The following is an 18,515-nucleotide window of genomic DNA, read 5'->3' as shown; positions in this document are numbered from 1 at the left end:
CGGCGGCGTTAATCCTGTGACATCAGTTGTTCGATTTCAGCGACGCTCTTGGGCGCCGAGCTGAAGACTTCATGGCCTTGCGGCGTGACCAGCACATCGTCTTCGATGCGGATGCCGGTATGCCAGAACTGCTCCGGCACGCCCGCGCCCGGGCGCACATAGATGCCCGGCTCCACCGTCAGCACCATGCCCGGCGCCAAAGCGCGCCACGGCTTGCCGGGCGTACCCGTGTCGCGGTAGGCGCCCACGTCGTGCACGTCCATGCCCAGCCAGTGGCTGGTGCCGTGCATGTAGAAGGGCATATACGCCTTGTCGGCGATGACGTCCTGCACGCCGCCGCTTTTCTGCCGGTCCAGCAAACCCAGGTCCAGCATGCCCTGCGCCAGCACCTGCACGGCCGCCTCGTGGATGGCGCTGTGCGGCAAGCCGGGACGCAGCATGTCCAGCGACGCCTGTTGCGCCGCCAGCACCAGTTCATACAGCGCCCGTTGCGGGCCGCTGAAACGGCCGTTGACGGGCCAGGTGCGCGTGATGTCGGAGGCGTAGCCATCGAGTTCGCAGCCGGCGTCGATCAGCACCAGCTCGCCGTCTTGTAAGAGCGCGTTGTTGGCGCTGTAGTGCAGGATGCAGGCGTTGCCGCCGCCGGCCACGATGGAGGAATATGCGGGGAACTGCGCGCCGCTGCGGCGAAATTCGTACAGCAGCTCCGCTTCGAGCGCGTATTCGTGCATGCCGGGCCGCGTGGCACGCATGGCGCGCACGTGGGCGGCGCTGGAAATGGCGGCCGCGCGGCGCATCAGGCCCTGTTCTTCCGTGTCTTTCAGCAGACGCATGGCGTCGAGCATGTCATTGACGTCATGCGCGATGGCGGGCGCCGTGACGCCGCTGCGGGCCTTTTGCCGCACGTTGTGCCGCCAGACTTTTACTTGCGCATCGAGGCTGCCGCCCAGCGCATAGTAAATGGCGGGGCAGTCGGCCAGCAGGCGCGTCATTTCCACGTCGAGTTCCTCGATGGGAAAGGCGCTATCGAAACCAAATGTGGCGCGGGCCGCTTCGGGGCCATGGCGGAAACCGTCCCAGATTTCGCGCTCCGTGTTCTTGGCGCGGCAAAACAGGATGGCGCGCGCGGGCGCCGTGGCGCTGGCGGCCACGAGGGCCACGGCGCTGTCGGGTTCCGTAAAGCCGCTCAGGTAATAGAAATAGCTGTCGTGGCGATACGGATAATCGCAATCGCTGTTGCGCGGCACCTCGGGCGCCGTGGCAATGACAGCCACGCTGCCCGGCAGCATCTGCGCCAGCAGCGCCGCGCGCCGGGCCGCGTAGTTGGCCATCATGTTGCGCTTGCCTTGGCTGTCACGCCATTGAGCGCGTCGAGCTGTGCCGGCGTACCCACATTCGTCCACTCGCCAGGATAGACCTCGCCGCCCACGCGGCCCTGGTCCGCATACCGGCGCAGCAAATCGCCGAGCTTGGCGTGGCTGCCGGGCGCGATGCCGTCGAACATTTCAGGGCGGTACACGCCGATGTTGGCGAAGGTCCACTTGGTGTCGTCCGTATTGTTGATCGCGAACAAGGTCAGGCCGAAGTCGCCCTTGGGGTGGAAGTCGGGATTGGGCACCAGGTAAGTCCAGGCGATGTCGCGCTGGTCGGCCGGGTACGGCGTACCCAGCACATCCTTGTCGGCCAGCACGTCGAGTACCTGCTTGAAGTCGAAATACGGGCAATAGATATCGCCGGAAATGGCGAGGAATGGTTCATCGCCCAGCAAATGGCGCGCCTGGGCGATGCCGCCCGCCGTTTCCAGCGGGGTGGTCTCGGGCGAATACGCGATGCGCGCGCCATACGCGCTGCCGTCGCCCAGGGTTTCCTCGATCTGGTGGCCCAGGTGCGAATGGTTGATGACGATGTCGGTGATGCCGGCGCGCACCAGGTTCAGCACATGCCAGACGATCAGCGGACGGCCGCGCACTTTCAGCAGCGGTTTGGGACAGGTATCGGTAAGCGGACGCATCCGTTCACCGCGGCCTGCGGCAAAGATCATGGCTTTCATGGAATACTCGTTTTCTGATTCATTGTAAATTGCTCTGACGTGATCAGAAGGTGTAACCGACCTGCGGCGTTTTGTTCTCGAGGGCATCGAGCAAACGCACCAGCGGCTTGAGTTCCGTGTAGCGGTTGGCGGTCTTGCGCACGTAGTCGAGCACGGTTGGCAGGTCGCCCATGTACAGATCCTTGCCGTCGCGGTAATTCAGGCGCGCGAACAGGCCGAGGATTTTCAGGTGGCGCTGCAGGGCCGTGAATTCGAAATCGCGGTAGAAGGCGTCGATGTCGGGATTGACTGGCAAGCCCAGCTGCTTGGCGCGCTGCCAGTAGCGGATTACCCAGTCGAGCACCAGTTCCTCATCCCACTGGATATACGCGTCGCGCAGCAGCGAGGCGATGTCGTAGGTGACGGGGCCGAAGACGGCGTCCTGGAAGTCGAGGATGCCGGGATTGGGGATGGAACCATCGTTGATGTGCATCAAATTGCGCGAATGGTAGTCGCGGTGCATGAATACTTGTTGCTGCGACAAGATATTCGCCGTGATGGCCTCGAAAACCTTGTCCAGCTGGGTTTGTTGCACATCCGTCAAGGTGGCGCCCAGGTGCTTGCCGATAAACCATTCCGGGAACAGATTCATTTCGCGCAGGATGAAGGCGCGGTCGAAGTCAGGCAAGACGTCGGGCTGACTGGCCAGCTGGATTTTCATCAGCGATTCCAGCGCTTCGGCGTACAGCACGCTGGCATTGTCGTGGTTCAGGGCGTCGAGATAGGTGGTCGTGCCCAGGTCGGACAGCAGCAGGAAGCCCTGTTCCAGGTCTTGCGCGATGATCTCGGGCACGGACACGCCGGCGCCTTTCAGCAAGCCGGCCACCTTGATATAGGCGGGCACGTTTTCGCGCTCGGGCGGCGCATCCATGGCGATGAGTGTACTTCCTGGCAATGTTGCATTGCCTGGCAGCACGTCGAGACGGTAGTAGCGGCGGAAGCTCGCATCGCTGGAAGCGGGGCGGGCGGATTCGGGCGCGACGAGGTTCAGCGGGGCCAACCAGGCTTTCAACAGGGTCAGGCGAGCGTCGGCGGAGGCCGGCGCGGTGGAGGAATTGGGGGAGAATGACATTAAGCGGCCTGTGGAATCGGGTTGATGGTGCGTATTCCCATATAATAAGGGATTCAAATCAAAAAATCGCCTGTCATGGTGCTTGCCCCTTCCAATTCATGAGCTGGTTTTCGGCCTCCCCCCTTCGCAGCGCTGGGCTTTCGCCATCAGCGCGCTCGTCGCCGCCACGACGGTGCCTGTCCACGCCCAGAAAGCGCCGCGCCCGGTTCACGTGGAAGATCCCGACGCGCCCACCGTCATGACGGCGAACAGCATGAACGGACGCCCCGAAAGGGAGATCAATCTCGACAAAAATGTCGTGATTGAGCGCGGAAAAACCACAAAAATGACGGCCGATACAGCTTGTTACAAACAAGTTGAAGATCAGTTTGATGCCGAGGGCCATATCAAGATGTGGCGTTTCGGCGATTACTACACGGGCGACGTCCTGAAGCTGAACATGGAGACCGGCAAGGGTTTCCTGCTCAATCCGACGTACCGCTTCGAAGTGGGCGGCGGCCAGGGCAAGGCCGAGCGCGTCGACTTCATCAACCCCGACGAAGCCACTGTCATCGACGGCACCTACAGTACCTGCGAAGGGCCGAATCCGGACTGGTACCTGAAATCGAGCACCTTGAACCTCGATACGGGCCGCGACGTGGGCACCGGCAGCAAGACCATCATCTATTTCAAGGATGTGCCGATCCTGGGCACGCCGGGCATTTCATTTTCGCTGTCCGGTGCGCGCCGCTCGGGCTGGCTGGCGCCCACGCCGGGCTTTGCCTCGAAGAACGGTTTCGAGCTGCTGATGCCGTATTACGTGAACATCGCGCCGAACCGCGACCTGACCCTGTTCCCGCGCTACATCCAGCGGCGCGGCATCCAGCTCGGCGCGACGGGCCGCTACATGGGCGAGACGGATGCCGGCCTGTACCAAGGTGAAACGTCGTTTGAGTTCTTGCCTAACGACAAGCAAACCAAGACCAACCGCTACATGATCAAGTCCAGGCATGAGCAGGCGCTGGCCAAGGGCTGGAGTTACAGCTGGGATCTGCGCGAGGCGTCCGACAATAATTACCCGAACGATTTTTCGAAAACCGTCGCCACCGCCACCGAGCGCCAGTTGCTGCGCGAATTGCGCACCGATTACCGCACCGAGGACTGGAACCTGACGGCGCGCGTGCAGAATTACCAGGTGCTGCAGGATCCTGATCCCAACGTGACAGTGCCGCGTCCGTATGACCGCTTGCCGGCGGTGAACTTCCACGCTGGCAAATATGACGTCTGGGGCGGCTTCGACTGGACCTTCGACGCGGAAGCGACGCGCTTCGCCCACCCGACCCTGGTGCAAGGCTCGCGCCTCGTGGCCGTGCCGCAGGTGAGTTTCCCCATCATGCGCCCTGGCTACTTCATCACGCCCAAGCTGATGCTCAATGCCAGCGCGTATCAGCTCGACAATGACGCCAGGACCAAGGCGCTGTTTCCGGACACGTCGTTTACGCGCGCCGTGCCGACCTTCTCGGTCGACAGCGGCCTGGTGTTTGAACGCGACACGAATCTGTTTGGCGCCAAGGGCGGCACGCAAACCCTGGAGCCGCGCCTGTTCTACGTCTACACGCCGTACCGGGACCAGTCGCAGTTTCCGAATTTCGATACGGCCGACGGCACTTTCAACCTGACGCAGATCTTCACGGAAAACCGTTTTGTCGGTAGCGACCGCATCGGCGACGCCAACCAGGTCACGGCCGCCGTCGTCTCGCGCTTCCTGCAGTCGGACGGCACCGAGCGCATGCGCCTGACCTTCGGCCAGCGTTTCTATTTTGCCGACCAGCGTGTGCAGCTCAATTCGACCACGCCCGTCAACCAGTCGCGTTCGGATATCCTGCTGGCGGCAACGGGCCGCGTGTCTGAGACTTGGACCGCCGACAGCCTGGTGCAGTACAATCCCAGCGATCGCCGCCTGATGAGCTACAACTACAGCTTGCAATATCAGCCTGGTGCCAAGAAAGTATTGAATTTCAGCAATCGTTTCCAGCGTGACAGTTTGCGCAATGCGGAAATATCGACGCAATGGCCGTTGACGGATCGCCTGTATGGCGTGGGACGCATCAGTTACTCCATCAAGGATCGCAGCATGTTGGAAAGCCTGGTCGGTCTGGAATACAAGGGCGACTGCTGGGTGTTCCGCATGGGCGCGCAGCGTTTCGTGACGACGGCCAAGACTGTCTCGACGCCGATCTTCTTCCAGCTGGAATTGACGGGCTTGTCGAATGGCCTGGGTCTGGGCGCGAATGGCCTGGAAACTTTTACAAAAACCATCCCTGGTTACCAGACACTGAGCCAGCCACTCCGTTAAGATAGGCACCGTTGCCGCCGCCGGTGTCCCCGGCGCTGGCACAAACCGGTTTTTTTATTCACCTGAACTCATGAGCGCTCTACACATTATGCGTAATGCCAGTATGCACCAACTCAAAATTGCAACGGTTTTGTTGTGCGCCATTTCCGGCGCCGCGACCAGTAGTGTCTGGGCGCAACAGGCTGCGTCAGCGCCTGTCGCCACGCCCGCTGCCGCCGCCCCAGCGCCGGCCAAGGGGTTCACGCCACCGGCCTCGAGCAGTGGCCAGACCATCGACTCCATCGCCGTCGTCGTCAATGATGAAGTGATTACGCGCAATGAAGTAGTTGCCCGCATCAAGAGCGTGGAACAGCGCATGAAGGCGCAGAACGTGCCCTTGCCCGATCCTGCCGACCTGCGTCGTCAATTGCTGGAGCGCATGATTGTTGAGCGCGCACAAATGCAGCTGGCCAAGGAAATGGGCGTGCGCGTGGATGACCAGACCCTGGACCGCGCGATCGGCCGTATTGCTGAGCAGCAAAAAATGACGGTGCAGGAATTGCGCAACCAGATGGAAAAAGAAGGCACGCCGTTTGCGACCTTCCGCGAAGAAATCCGCGATGAAATCATCATGCAGCGCCTGCGCGAACATGAAGTCGACGCCAAGATCCAGATTTCCGATTCCGAAGTGGATAACTTCCTGGAAGCGGAAAAAGCGGCCGCCAGCGAACAGGTGGAGCTGAATCTGGCGCAGATTCTCGTGCGCATTCCGGAAAACTCCAGCCCCGAACAGATCGCCGCGCGCCGCGCGCGTGCCGAAGAAGTCAGCCGCCAGCTGCGCACGGGCGCCGATTTCGCCAAGATGGCCGCCACCTATTCCGACGCCAGCGATGCGCTGAGCGGCGGCGATATCGGCTGGCGCCATAGCGACCGCGTGCCGCCCCTGTTCACGGAACAACTGCTGAAACTGAAACCGGGCCAGATCACGCCTATCATCAAGAGCAACACCGGCTTCCATATCCTCAAGCTGGTGGACCGACGCAGCGCGGCCGAAGCGCAAGCCGTCGCTGCCGTGCAGCAGACGCATGCCCGCCATATCCTGCTGAAAGTAACGCCGACCCTGTCGGCTGCCGAAGCCAAGCGTAAATTGCTGGAATTGAAAGAGCGCCTCGACAACAAGGCCGCCAAGTTCGAAGACCTGGCCCGTTTGTTCTCGAATGACGGTTCGGCGGCCAAGGGCGGCGACCTGGGCTGGCTGTATCCAGGCGACACCGTGCCGGAATTCGAAACGGCGATGAATGCGCTGAAACCGGGCGAGGTGAGCGAACCGATCGAATCGAGCTTCGGCTTCCACCTGATCGAAGTGCTGGAACGCAAGAGCGACGACGTCTCGAAAGAGAAACAGCGCGCCGCCGCACGCAATGCCTTGCGCGAACGCAAGCTGGAAGAAGCGACGGAAAACTGGGCGCGCGAAGTGCGCGACCGTGCCTACGTCGAATTCCGCGCGGACGACCAGTAATGCCGCTGATTCATTGCGCATGAGTAACTTGCCCCCTGCACGCCGCCCGGCCATCGCCATCACTTGTGGCGAACCGGCCGGTGTTGGCCCGGAAATTTCCATACGCGCGGCCTGGGCCATGCGCAATGAGGTCAACTGCATCCTGCTGGGCGACGCCGCCTTCCTGGCGCTGACGGCCAGCCTGATCGATCCGGAGATCCGACTGGCGGCGCTGTCGCTGCAAGCCGTGCGCAACAGCGGCTTGCCTCAGTTCGGACCGGGCCGCCTGGCCGTGATCGATATTCCCACCGTCAACAATGTCATTCCCGGCGTGCTGGACAAGGAAAACGGGCGTTCCGTGCTCGCTACCCTGGACGCGGCCGTGGAAGGCATAGCAGCCGGCTGGTTCGGTGCCATGGTCACGGCTCCCTTGCAAAAAAGCACGATCAACGACGCCGGCGTGGCCTTTTCCGGCCACACGGAATACCTGGCAGAAAAAACCAATACACCGCAAGTGGTGATGATGCTGGCTGGCGAACCGGGACATGGCGAACCGACCCTGCGCGTGGCGCTGGCCACCACGCACCTGCCATTGAAGGATGTGTCCGCCGCCATCACGATGGACAGCCTGGCCGTCACCCTCGATATTCTCCAGACGGACTTGCAACAGAAATTCGGCATCGCCGCGCCGCGCATCCTCGTTACCGGCCTGAACCCGCACGCGGGCGAGGGCGGGTATCTGGGACGAGAGGAAATCGACGTCATCGCCCCGGCGATTGCCGCGGCGCAAGCGCGCGGCATCGATGCGCGCGGACCGTATCCGGCCGACACCCTGTTCCAGCAAAAATATCTGGCCGACGCCGATTGCGTGCTGGCCATGTACCACGACCAGGGTTTGCCCGTGCTGAAATACGCGACCTTCGGGCGCGGCATCAATATCACCCTGGGCTTGCCGCTGATACGCACCTCGGTCGACCACGGCACGGCGCTGGACCTGGCCGCGCAAGGGCTGGGGCTGGCCGATTGCCACAGCATGGAGCAGGCCCTGCAAACGGCGCTCGACATGCTGCGCGCCAGCACCCCGACCTGAGCGTAGGTCGGGTTAGCCGCAAGGCGTAACCCGACGCTGCCTGCTCAACGATCCCGCCGGCCTGTGCCGGCTTTACCGCATTGATAGAAAAAAATTATGAAACACGTTGCCCGCAAACGCTTTGGCCAGAACTTCCTGCATGACCGCTTCGTCCTCGACGACATCACGGCCGCCATCGGGCCGCAGGCGGATGATGCCATGGTCGAGATCGGCCCCGGCCTGGGCGCCATGACGGAGCAGCTGCTGCGCCATTTGAAACAGATGCATGTGGTCGAGCTGGACCGCGACCTGATCGTGCGCCTGGAAAAAACCTTCAATCCGGCCAAGCTGACGATCCATTCGGGCGACGCGCTGAAGTTTGATTTCGCGCAAATCCCCGTGCCGGCCGGCCAGAAGCTGCGCATCGTGGGCAACTTGCCATACAACATCTCCAGCCCATTGCTGTTCCACCTGGCGGACTTCGCGCCGCTGGTGCAGGACCAGCATTTCATGCTGCAAAAGGAAGTCGTCGAACGCATGGTGGCCGAACCGGGCAGCAAGGCCTATGGCCGCCTGTCCGTGATGCTGCAATGGCGCTACAAAATGTCGCTGCTGTTCATCGTGCCGCCGACAGCGTTTGACCCGCCGCCGAAAGTGGAATCGGCTATCGTGCGCATGATCCCCGTGGCCGAGCGCCTGGCGTGCGACCAGGCGACGCTGGAAGCGGTGGTGATGAAGGCCTTCTCGCAGCGCCGCAAGGTGATCCGCAACTGCCTGGCCGGCATGTTTACGGAAGAGCAGATCAAGGCGGCCGGCATCGACCCGACCCTGCGTCCGGAAACCGTGGGGCTGGAGCAGTATGTTGCTTTGGCGAATCTGCTCAAAGCACCGCAGTAATCGCAAGGGCTGGGGTCAGACCCTCTCCACCACCGGCGTCTGAGCAGGCGCCGACGTGAGCGGGGGTCTGGCCCCGGCAGTGCTGGCTTAACTTAAAACCACTGGTCGACCTGCTGCAAATCCTGCCGCAGCGCTGAAAAACAGTCGTCCACGTGGTGGTTGCGGCTGATTTCATTGCGCCGCATCAAGGCGATCTTGCGCTTGCACGTGGGTTGGCGCAGCGGTGCCACGTGCAGGTCCTCGTCGTTGAGGAAGGTCGTGTACAGGCTGGGCATGATGCCCACGGCGATGCCGGCGCGCACCACGCCATACAGCGATTCGCTGTGTATCATCTGGTACAGGCTCGACGGGCTCAAGCCATGCTGGCGCAGCGCGCTCGAGGCGAATTCCCAGATGCTGCCCTTGGTGAACACGACGATTTCCTGGCCCGCCAGTTGCTCCCAGCGCACTTCCTTCAGTGGCGCCAGCGCATGGCGTCCCGCCGTCACCAGCACCAGCTCGTCTTCAAACAGGCCCACGCTTTCCAGCGACACGGAGCCGGGCACCTCGATGCCCACGCAAAAGTCCAGTTGGCCCGAATGCAGCGCGTGCAGCAAGCCGTCGTTGGGCATGTCCGACAGGACGATTTCCACTTCGTCGCCATGCTGCTCGCAGTAGCGCGCCACCACCACGGCCGTCATCGCCATGGCGGACGGTATCGCGCCGATGCGGATGCGGTGCCGGCCGCTGCCGATGGCGCGCTGGATATCGGCAAACGTGTTGCTCGCCGTATTCAATAAATGCGTGGCGTAATCGAGCGCCAGCTTGCCTTCGCGCGTCAGTTCCAGCTGGTGGGTTGTGCGGTTAAACAACTTTTTTCCCAGTTGATTTTCCAGCAGCTTGATCGACGCGCTGAGGGCCGGCTGGGTCACGCACAATTCCTGTGCAGCCTTGCTGAAGCTGTTTACCCGGGCTAGGGTGGCAAACGCTTGCAAATGTCGTAAGGAAATCTTCTTGCTCAACTCATGCATGGGTTTTGCTTATTAGAAAAAGTAATGGATTTATAAAAATAAACAAATTTTCTTATCCCGCAATTTACCATATTCTGGACTGGTCTTTACTTGTCTTGAAGGCAACAATCTTCAGAGAAGCGCTTGCCAGGCGGCGCCGGTACTCGCGGTGGCACGCCATGCAGGGGACGCATCAATACAATAATTCCAAAAAAACTCAGGGTTTATTCTTTTTAGGGTGGCGGCGATGAACAAATGGATGACGGGAACGATGGTAGTGGGTGGCTTGCTGGCGGCGCAGGGTGCGGCGCAGGCGCAAAGCAGCGTGCAAGTGTATGGCTTGCTGTCGGCCGGTATCGGCTATGTCTCGGATGAGGGTAACGGCAGCCGCACGCATGCGCTGAGCGGCACGAACCAGAATCCCCGCATCGGTTTCCGCGGCCAGGAAGACCTGGGCAACGGCACCAAGGCCATCTTCGTGCTGGAAAACGGTTTTAACGTGATGACGGGCGCGGCCTCGCAAAGCGGTCGCCTGTTCGGCCGCCAGTCGTATGTGGGTTTGTCGAGCAACGACAAGGGCACCCTGACTCTGGGGCGCCAGTACGAAGCCGTCAAGGATCTGCTGGGCCCGGTGGTCATCGCCAGTAACGGCGTGCATATCGGCGACAACGACAATGGCTACAACAACTTGCGCGTGCAAAACGCCGTCAAGTACGTCAGCCCGAACATCAGCAACGTGTCGTTCACGGGCTTGTATGGTGTCAGCGAAAATCCCCAGGATTCCAACCGCAACCGCGTCTACAGCATGGGCGCCGGCTACAAGGTCGATGCCTTCAGCTGGGCCGTCGCCTATACCAAGATGGATCACCCGAACAGCCCGGACGCGCCGAATGGCGCCATCGGCAATGACTATGGCAGCCCCTTGTTGATCTTCAACAAGAGCGCCGTCAGCGGCGCCGGCGTGAATGACCAGGCCATCGCCGGCACGGGAGGCTTTTATAATGTGGGCAAGACCAAGTTTGGCGCGCTGTACACCAACGTGCGCTACCACTACCTCGATCAAAGCAATCTGACCTTGCAAAACGTGGACTTGAACGTGAACCACAAGCTGACGGAAGCGCTGAATCTGGGCGCGTCGTATTTCTTTACCACCGGTAAATATGACGTGATCAACAAGACGCCGAAATGGCATCAGGTCAACTTCCAGGCCGATTACTTCCTGTCCAAGCGCACCGACGTCGCCATCACCTGGAGCTACCAGAAAGCGGCGGGCGACGCGACGTTCGCGCGCGTGTTCGGCTTTGGCGCCTCGGGCGGCAAGACGCAAAGCGTTCTGATCGTCGGCATGCGACATTATTTCTGAGTCTGATACATCTTTACAGGCGCTGTCCCGCAGCGCCGTCCCCTGAAAGGAAGCATCTTGAAAAAGCACCTCATGTTGGCGTTGAGCCTAGGCTTGCTGGCTAACGCCGCCCACGCGGAAAAACGCGAGCTGGTCATTTCGGCCTATCCGATTGCCCAGCCCTTGTTCATGAAGTATGTGTACGAGCCGTTCAAGGCCAAATGCGGTTGCGATATCAAGGTGGAAACGGGGAATAATGCGGACCGCATCGCCAAGCTGGTGGTGCACAGCAAAAATCCGGTGATCGACCTGGTGCTGCTGTCCGATTCCGGCATGCTGGAAGCGGCGCAAAAAGGCGTCATCCAGCCCATGGATTATGCCAAGCTGAGCAATTACAAAGCCCTGTACGACGTGGCGAAAAACCCCATCGGCGGCAATTTCGCCGTCGGCTACACCTTGTACTCGGTCGGCCTGGTGTACCGCAGCGACAAGATCGCCCCGCTGACGTCCTGGAAGGACCTGTGGCGCCCTGAACTGAAGGGCCGCGTGGCCTTCCCTGACGTGAGCACCACGCAGGGCCCGTTGATGCTGCGCATGGCCGATGCGGCCTGGGGTGGCAAGACGGACGACTACGCCACCGGTTTTGCGAAGATCGTCGGCATGAAGGGCAACGTCGTCACGTTCTCGAAAAACAGCGCGCAGCTGGCCGCCCTGTTTGCGCAAGATGAAATCTGGGCCGCACCCGTGGCGCGCTTTACGTGGTCGCAAATGCTCAAGACGGGCCTGCCCCTGAAATGGAGCATCCCGGCCGAAGGCCAGGCGGCCGGCATGAATGTGATGGGCATCGTGGCCGGCTCGAAGAATGCGGACCTGGCCTACCAGCTGATGGATTTCTGGCTGTCCAAGGAAGTGCAGACGCAGCTGGCGACCAACCTGGTCGACTCGCCCGTCAACAAGGACGTGCGCCTGTCCGTGGCGGCCGCGCAATTCAATACCTATGGCGCCGATCAAATCAGCTCGCTGAAATTCGTCAAGCCGGAAACCATCCTCAAGCAGCGCAGCAACTGGATGACGCAGTGGAACAAGGCCATGAGCAAATAGTGGTGACGAGGAGAGAACACCATGTTTGCTGATCCAAAAAAGCGTCTGGGACTGCTGCTGGTCCTGCCGGCGCTGATCTTTATCGTTGTCTGCTTCCTGCTGCCCGTGCTGGCCTTGCTGGTCGACGCCTTCCGCGTCGGCGACGGCATGCAGTGGGGCGTTGACCGCTTCATTGACTTCTTCTCGCAGGAATTCAACCGCACCATCTTTTGGCGCACCCTGCGCATCGCCGCGCTGGTGACGCTCGCCTCCATCATCCTCGGCTACCCGGCCGCGCAAGCCGTGGCGCGCGTGTCGCCGAAGTGGCGCGGGCTGGTGGTCGGCATGATGATCCTGCCGCTGATGGTCTCGCCGATCGCGCGTACCTATGCGTGGATCGTGTTGCTGGGCCGTAACGGCGCCGTCAACGCGGCACTCGTCAACATGGGCTTGACGGAAGAGCCGCTGCGTTTGCTGTTCAGCGAGTTCGCCGTGTTTGTCGGCCTGCTGCAATTGCTGCTGCCGCTGATGCTGATGTCCTTGGCGGGTGCACTGGAAAACCTGCCGCGCGACGTGGAACCGGCCGCGGCGACTTTGGGCGCCAATCCATGGCAAGTGTTTTGCAAGGTCACCCTGCCGCTAACGCAGGAAGGCCTGGTCGTTGGCGGCACGCTGGTGTTCACGGGCTGCGTGACGGCCTATGTGACGCCGGCCCTCTTGGGCGGCACCAAGGTGCTGATGCTGGAAACGCTGCTGTACCAGAAGGTCAGCGTGGAGAGCGATTTCGGCGCGGCGAATGTCATCGCCGTCATCCTCGTCTGCATGACCTTGCTGGTGAATGCCGGCCTTAAACGTATTTCCTCGAGCCGGAGTTCCGTATGAAAGAAAGCCTGTTTTCGCGCGCCGTCCTGTGGCTGGTGTTTTTGTTCCTGCTGGGGCCTTTTGCCATCGTCGTGCTGGCCGGTTTTTCCGGCGGCGAGACGCTGGCCTTCCCGCCCGAGTCGTATTCGCTGCGCTGGATTCTGGAAGTATGGTCGGCGCCCGAGTTCCGCCGCGCTTTTCAGACCAGCCTGGAGATCGGCCTGATCGCGACCGTCATCGCGCTGTTGCTGGGCATACCCGTCGCATATGCGTTTTCGCGCATGCCGCCGCCCGGTATCGGTGCCATCCGGCAGGTGCTGACGTCGCCGCTGATCATTCCCGCCATCCTCGTCGGCCTGGGCTTGCTGCACCACCTGGTCCTGACGATTAACGCGCCTGTGTATGTGGGCCTGCTGATCGGCCATATCGCGCTGTTGATTCCGTATTCGGTGCGCGTCGTGTATGCCAGCCTGGTGAATTTGCGCGTGGATATCGAGGATGCCGCCATCACGCTGGGTGCGTCGCGCCTGCGGGCGTTTTTCATGATCGTGCTGCCGAATATCCGCAACGCCGTGATCGCCGCCTTCTTCCTCGCCTTCGTCACCTCGTTCAACCAGGTGCCCGTGTCGCTGTTCCTGACGGGCCCCGGCATCAGCACCTTGCCGATCGAGATGCTGGGCCATATGGAAAACAGCTTCGATCCGTCGATCGCTGCCCTGTCGACCTTGCTGGTCTTGTTCACCATGGCCTTCGTGATGGTGACCGAGAAGGTGCTGGGCATTTCTAAATACATGTAAGAGGCTACAAACCATGAGTTATCTGGAACTGCACAAGCTGAACCTCGGCTACGCGAAGAACACGACGTCCGTGAAAGACCTGGACCTGCACGTCGAGCAGGGCGAACTGATCTCCCTGCTGGGCCCCAGCGGCTGCGGCAAGACCACCACCATGCGCGCAATTGCCGGCCTGATGCCGCTGCAGTCGGGCCGCATCATTTTGGATGGCCGCGAAATCGGCAAGCTGGCGCCCAATAAACGCAATATCGGCATGGTGTTCCAGTCCTACGCACTGTTCCCGCACCTGAACGTCTACGACAACATCGCGTTTGGGCTGCGCCTGCGCAAGGTCGCGCCGGCCCTGCTGAAAACCAAGGTGGAAGCCGTGATCGGCGCCGTGGGACTGACGGGGTTCGAGATGCGTTTGCCGGCGCAGATGTCCGGCGGCCAGCAGCAGCGCGTGGCGCTGGCGCGCGCCATCGTCGTCGAACCTGCCTTGCTGTTGCTCGATGAACCGCTGTCGAACCTGGACGCCAAGCTGCGCGTGCAGATGCGCGCCGAACTGCGCCGCATCCAGCGCGAACTGGGCATCACCATGCTGTACGTGACGCACGACCAGGAAGAAGCGCTGGCCCTGTCCGACCGCATCGTCGTCATGAACGGCGGGCGCATCGAGCAGCTGGCCGCGCCGGAAGCCGTCTTCAATACGCCGTCGACGCGCTTTGTCGCCAACTTCATGGGCTTTGAAAACCTGTTCGACTACCGCGACGGCGCGCTGCACCACGCGGGCGCCAGCCTGCCGTACACGTTGCCCGTCGCCGCCGGCACCACGGTGCTGGGCTGGCGTCCGGACAAGGTGCGCGTGTGCGCGGCCGATGACGCGGCGGGCCAGTATCCGGGCACCGTGCTGGCGCGCGGCTTCCTCGGCGACACCGTCGAATACCTGCTGCAAACGCCGCTGGGCCAGGTCAAGGGCATTTGCGCGGCCGGTGGCGCCGCCTGGCGCGAAGGCACGGCCGTGTCGTTCGTGCTGCCTGCGGACAGCGCCCTGTGGCTGGGTGCCTAACTTCGACTGGAAACCATCATGGACAAACCCTTGAAAAAGATCTGGCTCGATACCGATCCCGGTTTCGATGACTGGCTGACGATGCTGCTCCTGGGCAGCAATCCCGCTATCGAGTGGCTGGGCGTGAGCGTGGTGGCGGGCAATGCGCCCGTCGCCATCACCTACGACAACGCCTTGCGCATCAAGGCCCATGACGGTTTGACGGTGCCGATCTACTGCGGCTGCGAAGAGCCGCTGGCGGGCGTCATCGAAACGGCGCAGCGCATCCTCGGCGACAGCGGCATGCCGACGACGGGAGAAATCCTGCCGCCGGGCGCGGCCACGGATGCTGCCGGCCACGCCGTCGACGCGCTGATCGCCGCCGTGCGCAAGTATCCTGGCCAGATCACCATCATGGCGATTGCGCCGATGACCAATATCGCAACCGCGCTGGCCAAGGCGCCCGATATCGCGGACAAAATCGTCGAAATCATCCTGATGGGCGGCTCGACCGACCAGGGCAACCATACGGCGGCGGCCGAATTCAATATCTATGCGGACCCGGAAGCGGCCGCGCAAGTTTTCCAGGCAGGCATCCCACTGCGCATGTTCGGCCTGAACCTGTGCCGCCAGCTCTTGGTGACGAATGCGGAAGTGCGGCAGCTGCGCGCCATCGGCACGCCGCGCGCGCAGTGCCTGGCCGGCTACCTGGAAGCGTATGTGCGCATCCGCAGCAGCGACGGTTCCGTGCCCATGCCCATGTACGACCCCGTGGTGGCCCTGTACCTGGAAGCGCCGCAGCTGTTCCAGTTCCAGAGCGCCCACGTGGCCATCGAATTGACGGGCGAACTGACGCGCGGCATGACGGTGTGCGAGTTCCGCGTGCCGCGCCGCGCCGCCATCAATACACAAGTGGCGATGCTGGCCGACGGCCCGGCCGCCATCGAGCGTTTGATGCGTCGCCTCACCGGCATCCTCGCCTGATCCACTCCATTACGAAACGAGCTTCATGTCTAATTCCCCCCTGAGCATCGAACAGTTTTTACGCGCCATGCCGAAAGTGGAGCTGCATTGCCATTTGTTCGGCACGGTGCGCCAGGCTACCTTCCGCGCGCTGGCCGCGAAGACGGGCAATGTCGTCACGCCCGAGGAAATCGACTCTTTCTACACGCGCGGCGACAAGCCCGTCGGCGTGCTGCGCGTGCTGCGCGCGCTCGACGCGCACCTGATCGTCTCGCCAACGGACCTGTATTGCCTTGCCTACGAATACCTGGAAGACGTGCATGGCCACGGCGTGCGCTATGCGGAGTTCTTCTGGAATCCGACCGGCACCGTGCGCGTGTCGGGCATCCGCTATGAAGCGGCGCAAGACGCCATCGTGGCCGCCATCCGCGATGCACAGCGCGACTTTGGCGTGATCGGCCGTTTGATCCCCAGCATCGACCGCGAAGCGGCTCCCGCCGAAGCCGTGCAAATGGTGGAATGGATGAAGGCTTACCGCGCGCCGGAAGTCATCGGCATCGGCATCGACTACCGCGAAAACGATCGCCCGCCAGAGTTGTTCATCGACGCTTACCGCGCCGCGCGCGCCGCCGGTTTCAAATGCACGGCGCATGCGGGCGAATTCGGCATGCCGTGGATGAACGTGGCGACGGCGATAGACGAATTGAAGGTGGACCGGGTCGACCATGGCTACACGATTGTCGACAACCTGGAACTGGCGCAGCGCTGCGTGGAGCGCGGTCTCGTGTTTACCGTGGTGCCGACCAATTCGTATTATCTGCGCACGCTGGCGCCCGAACGCTGGGCGCTCGATCACCCGATCCGCGCCATGGCCAAGCTGGGCCTGAAACTGCATCCGAACACGGACGATCCGACCCTGCACCACGTGACGCCGACGGGTGCCTGGATGATGATGCGTGCATTCGGCTTCGGCCTCGATGACATGCGCGGCTTCATGTTGAATGGCCTCGACGCGGCCTGGATCGACGAGTCCACGCGGCGCAACTGGCGCGCGCAATTTGCGCGCGAATTTGACGCACTGCGCGCGCGGGTCGCCGAATAAATCAGGCCGATGCTGGTGGTGGCGCCAGCAGCGACGGAAACGCCCGCTGCGGGCAGCTTTGGCGCTCGCACACCTTGCAGCCCGTGCCGATGGGCGTGGCGCTGCTCGGATCGTGCAAATCGAGTCCCTTTGAATAGATCAAGCGGTGCGCCTGCGAGATGTCGCAGCCCAGCGCCACGGCAAAGGTTTTCCCCGGTGCCCTGAAACCCGGTGACGCCGTGCTGACCTGGCGCGCGATCCACAGATAGGTGCAGCCGTCCGGCATGCTGGCCACTTGCGTGAGTACCTGGCCCGGATGGCTGAAGGCGTCGTACACGATCCACAGCGGGCACGTGCCGCCCACCCTTGAAAAGTGGAAGTCCGTGGCCGACTGGCGCTTCGAGACATTGCCCGCGCGGTCGACGCGCACGAAGAAAAACGGCAGCCCTGCCGCCTCGGGGCGCTGCATGGTGCTCAGGCGGTGGCAGACGGCTTCGAAACCCACGCCGAACTGGTGCGCCAGGCGCTCGATATCGTAGGCGCGCGTTTCCGCCGCCTGCAGGAAGCGCTGGTACGGCATCAAGAGGGCGCCCGCGAAATAATTCGAAAACGCCAGGCGCGCGCCCGTTTGCGCGGCCGCGCCGGACAATCCCGCCGCCAGTACGAGAGCGTCGATCAGCTCGCTGTGTTCGAGCAGGCTGATTTGCGCCGCCATCTGGAAGGCGCGCTGGCCGCCCGTCAGGGTGTCGGGCAGCCACAGGATGTGTTGCTGGGCGTCATAGCGGTGCTTGCGCACCATGCCCGCGTCGCCATCGGACAAGCGCACTTCGATGCCGTGGCGTTCCAGCAGCCGGCCTTGCAGCGCATCGAGCGTGCGCAGGGCGGGATCGAATTGTCCCGCCACCAGTTCCGCCGCCCGGTCCAGCTCATCGATGTAATTTTGCCGCCGGTTCAGGTATTCGCGCACTTCCTCATCCGTGGACGGGGCCGCCGAGCTGGCGCCGCGGCTGCCGTCGTCGAGACGCGCGGCCAGCGTGTCGGCCCGTTCCGCCATCACCCGGTAGCGCCGCTGCAAGAGCAAAATCGAGCGCGCCAGTTCCGGCATGTTTTCCACCAGCATTTTCAATTCCGCCATCGAGGTGGGCGGCGCGTCCGGCAATTCGCCGAACACGTCGCGCACGTCGGCCACGAGGCTGGCGCTGTCGTGTTCGGAAAAGATTTGCGGATCGACCCCCAGCACCGTGCCGATGCGCAGCAAAATCGGCACCGTCAGCGGGCGCTGGTTGCGTTCCATCTGGTTCAGGTAGCTGGGCGAAATGCCCAGGGACTTGGCCAGCGCCACCTGCGTCATGCGCCGTTCCTCGCGCAGCCGCTGCAGGCGCACGCCCATGAAAACCTTTGCCATTGCGTTTCCTCTTCCCCGGTTTGTGGAATCTGCA

Annotated in this window: 17 protein-coding genes; 11 read left to right on the top strand and 6 right to left on the bottom strand. The window is 62.2% G+C overall.

The genetic code is table 11. The annotated features are described in order from the left end of the window. Positions 1–8 precede the first annotated feature (8 nt). The 4 genes from pepP to P9875_RS28020 all read right to left on the bottom strand — a co-directional run bounded on the left by pepP (position 9) and on the right by P9875_RS28020 (position 3,546). Positions 9–1,331, bottom strand: a complete 1,323-nt coding sequence (gene pepP / locus P9875_RS28035; protein WP_278318884.1) for a Xaa-Pro aminopeptidase — start codon at positions 1,329–1,331, stop codon at positions 9–11. Further along, positions 1,331–2,050, bottom strand: a complete 720-nt coding sequence (gene murU, locus P9875_RS28030) for an N-acetylmuramate alpha-1-phosphate uridylyltransferase MurU (protein ID WP_278317223.1) — start codon at positions 2,048–2,050, stop codon at positions 1,331–1,333. The genes pepP and murU overlap by 1 nt, the downstream gene beginning before the upstream one ends. Before the next feature lie 43 nt (positions 2,051–2,093). Further along, complete coding sequence (locus P9875_RS28025; protein ID WP_278317222.1) at positions 2,094–3,161, bottom strand: aminoglycoside phosphotransferase family protein; 1,068 nt, start codon at positions 3,159–3,161, stop codon at positions 2,094–2,096. Positions 3,162–3,234: 73 nt separating this feature from the next. Then, positions 3,235–3,546 carry a hypothetical protein gene (locus P9875_RS28020; RefSeq protein WP_278317221.1) on the bottom strand — a complete coding sequence of 104 codons (312 nt, stop codon included), beginning with the start codon at positions 3,544–3,546 and terminating at the stop codon, positions 3,235–3,237. Positions 3,547–3,552: 6 nt separating this feature from the next. Between P9875_RS28020 and P9875_RS28015 the strand changes: the two genes are divergently transcribed. The 4 genes from P9875_RS28015 (at position 3,553) to rsmA (ending at position 8,939) form a co-directional block, all read left to right on the top strand. Continuing rightward, positions 3,553–5,496 (top strand): LPS-assembly protein LptD, encoded by a 1,944-nt coding sequence (locus tag P9875_RS28015; RefSeq protein ID WP_278317220.1) that lies wholly within the window; start codon positions 3,553–3,555, stop codon positions 5,494–5,496. A 103-nt stretch (positions 5,497–5,599) separates the two neighbouring features. Next, entirely contained in the window at positions 5,600–6,994 is a 1,395-nt protein-coding gene (locus tag P9875_RS28010) for a peptidylprolyl isomerase (protein WP_235211752.1), read from the top strand. A gap of 19 nt (positions 6,995–7,013) precedes the next feature. Next, on the top strand, positions 7,014–8,063 hold the full coding sequence (gene pdxA, locus P9875_RS28005; protein WP_278317219.1) for a 4-hydroxythreonine-4-phosphate dehydrogenase PdxA: 1,050 nt from the start codon (positions 7,014–7,016) through the stop codon (positions 8,061–8,063). 96 nt (positions 8,064–8,159) lie between these two features. Further along, the gene (rsmA, locus tag P9875_RS28000; RefSeq protein ID WP_035822728.1) at positions 8,160–8,939 is read left to right on the top strand and encodes a 16S rRNA (adenine(1518)-N(6)/adenine(1519)-N(6))-dimethyltransferase RsmA; all 780 of its coding nucleotides are present in this window, start codon (positions 8,160–8,162) and stop codon (positions 8,937–8,939) included. 92 nt (positions 8,940–9,031) lie between these two features. On the opposite strand, the gene P9875_RS27995 is transcribed toward rsmA, so the two are convergent. Further along, a complete protein-coding gene (locus P9875_RS27995; RefSeq protein ID WP_034778821.1) occupies positions 9,032–9,949 on the bottom strand; it encodes a LysR family transcriptional regulator in 918 nt (305 codons plus the stop codon). Between the two features lie 238 nt (positions 9,950–10,187). Here P9875_RS27995 and P9875_RS27990 point away from each other — a divergent pair, with 238 nt between their 5' ends. The 7 genes from P9875_RS27990 to P9875_RS27960 are packed head-to-tail and all read left to right on the top strand — an operon-like array spanning position 10,188 to position 17,097. Beyond that, the gene (locus P9875_RS27990; RefSeq protein WP_035822726.1) at positions 10,188–11,291 is read left to right on the top strand and encodes a porin; all 1,104 of its coding nucleotides are present in this window, start codon (positions 10,188–10,190) and stop codon (positions 11,289–11,291) included. A gap of 57 nt (positions 11,292–11,348) precedes the next feature. Continuing rightward, positions 11,349–12,371: an ABC transporter substrate-binding protein gene (locus P9875_RS27985; protein WP_278317218.1), complete on the top strand. Its 1,023-nt coding sequence runs from the start codon at positions 11,349–11,351 to the stop codon at positions 12,369–12,371. A gap of 21 nt (positions 12,372–12,392) precedes the next feature. Beyond that, positions 12,393–13,232 (top strand): ABC transporter permease, encoded by an 840-nt coding sequence (locus tag P9875_RS27980; protein WP_278317217.1) that lies wholly within the window; start codon positions 12,393–12,395, stop codon positions 13,230–13,232. After that, positions 13,229–14,008 carry an ABC transporter permease gene (locus tag P9875_RS27975; protein ID WP_278317216.1) on the top strand — a complete coding sequence of 260 codons (780 nt, stop codon included), beginning with the start codon at positions 13,229–13,231 and terminating at the stop codon, positions 14,006–14,008. Before P9875_RS27980 ends, P9875_RS27975 begins: the two co-directional genes overlap by 4 nt. Before the next feature lie 13 nt (positions 14,009–14,021). Then, positions 14,022–15,053, top strand: a complete 1,032-nt coding sequence (locus tag P9875_RS27970) for an ABC transporter ATP-binding protein (RefSeq protein WP_278317215.1) — start codon at positions 14,022–14,024, stop codon at positions 15,051–15,053. Between the two features lie 18 nt (positions 15,054–15,071). After that, a complete protein-coding gene (locus P9875_RS27965) occupies positions 15,072–16,016 on the top strand; it encodes a nucleoside hydrolase (protein ID WP_278317214.1) in 945 nt (314 codons plus the stop codon). A gap of 25 nt (positions 16,017–16,041) precedes the next feature. Then, positions 16,042–17,097, top strand: a complete 1,056-nt coding sequence (locus P9875_RS27960) for an adenosine deaminase family protein (RefSeq protein WP_278317213.1) — start codon at positions 16,042–16,044, stop codon at positions 17,095–17,097. Position 17,098: 1 nt separating this feature from the next. Here P9875_RS27960 and P9875_RS27955 read toward each other — a convergent pair whose 3' ends face one another. Further along, a complete protein-coding gene (locus P9875_RS27955; RefSeq protein WP_225242775.1) occupies positions 17,099–18,481 on the bottom strand; it encodes a short-chain fatty acyl-CoA regulator family protein in 1,383 nt (460 codons plus the stop codon). Between the last annotated feature and the right edge of the window lie 34 nt (positions 18,482–18,515).

It is taken from the genome of Janthinobacterium rivuli (assembly GCF_029690045.1).
In the GTDB taxonomy this organism is placed as follows: Bacteria; Pseudomonadota; Gammaproteobacteria; order Burkholderiales; family Burkholderiaceae_D; genus Janthinobacterium; species Janthinobacterium rivuli.
The sequence above is the reverse complement of the archived record's forward strand: the minus strand, read 5'-3'. Positions and strand labels throughout refer to the sequence as shown.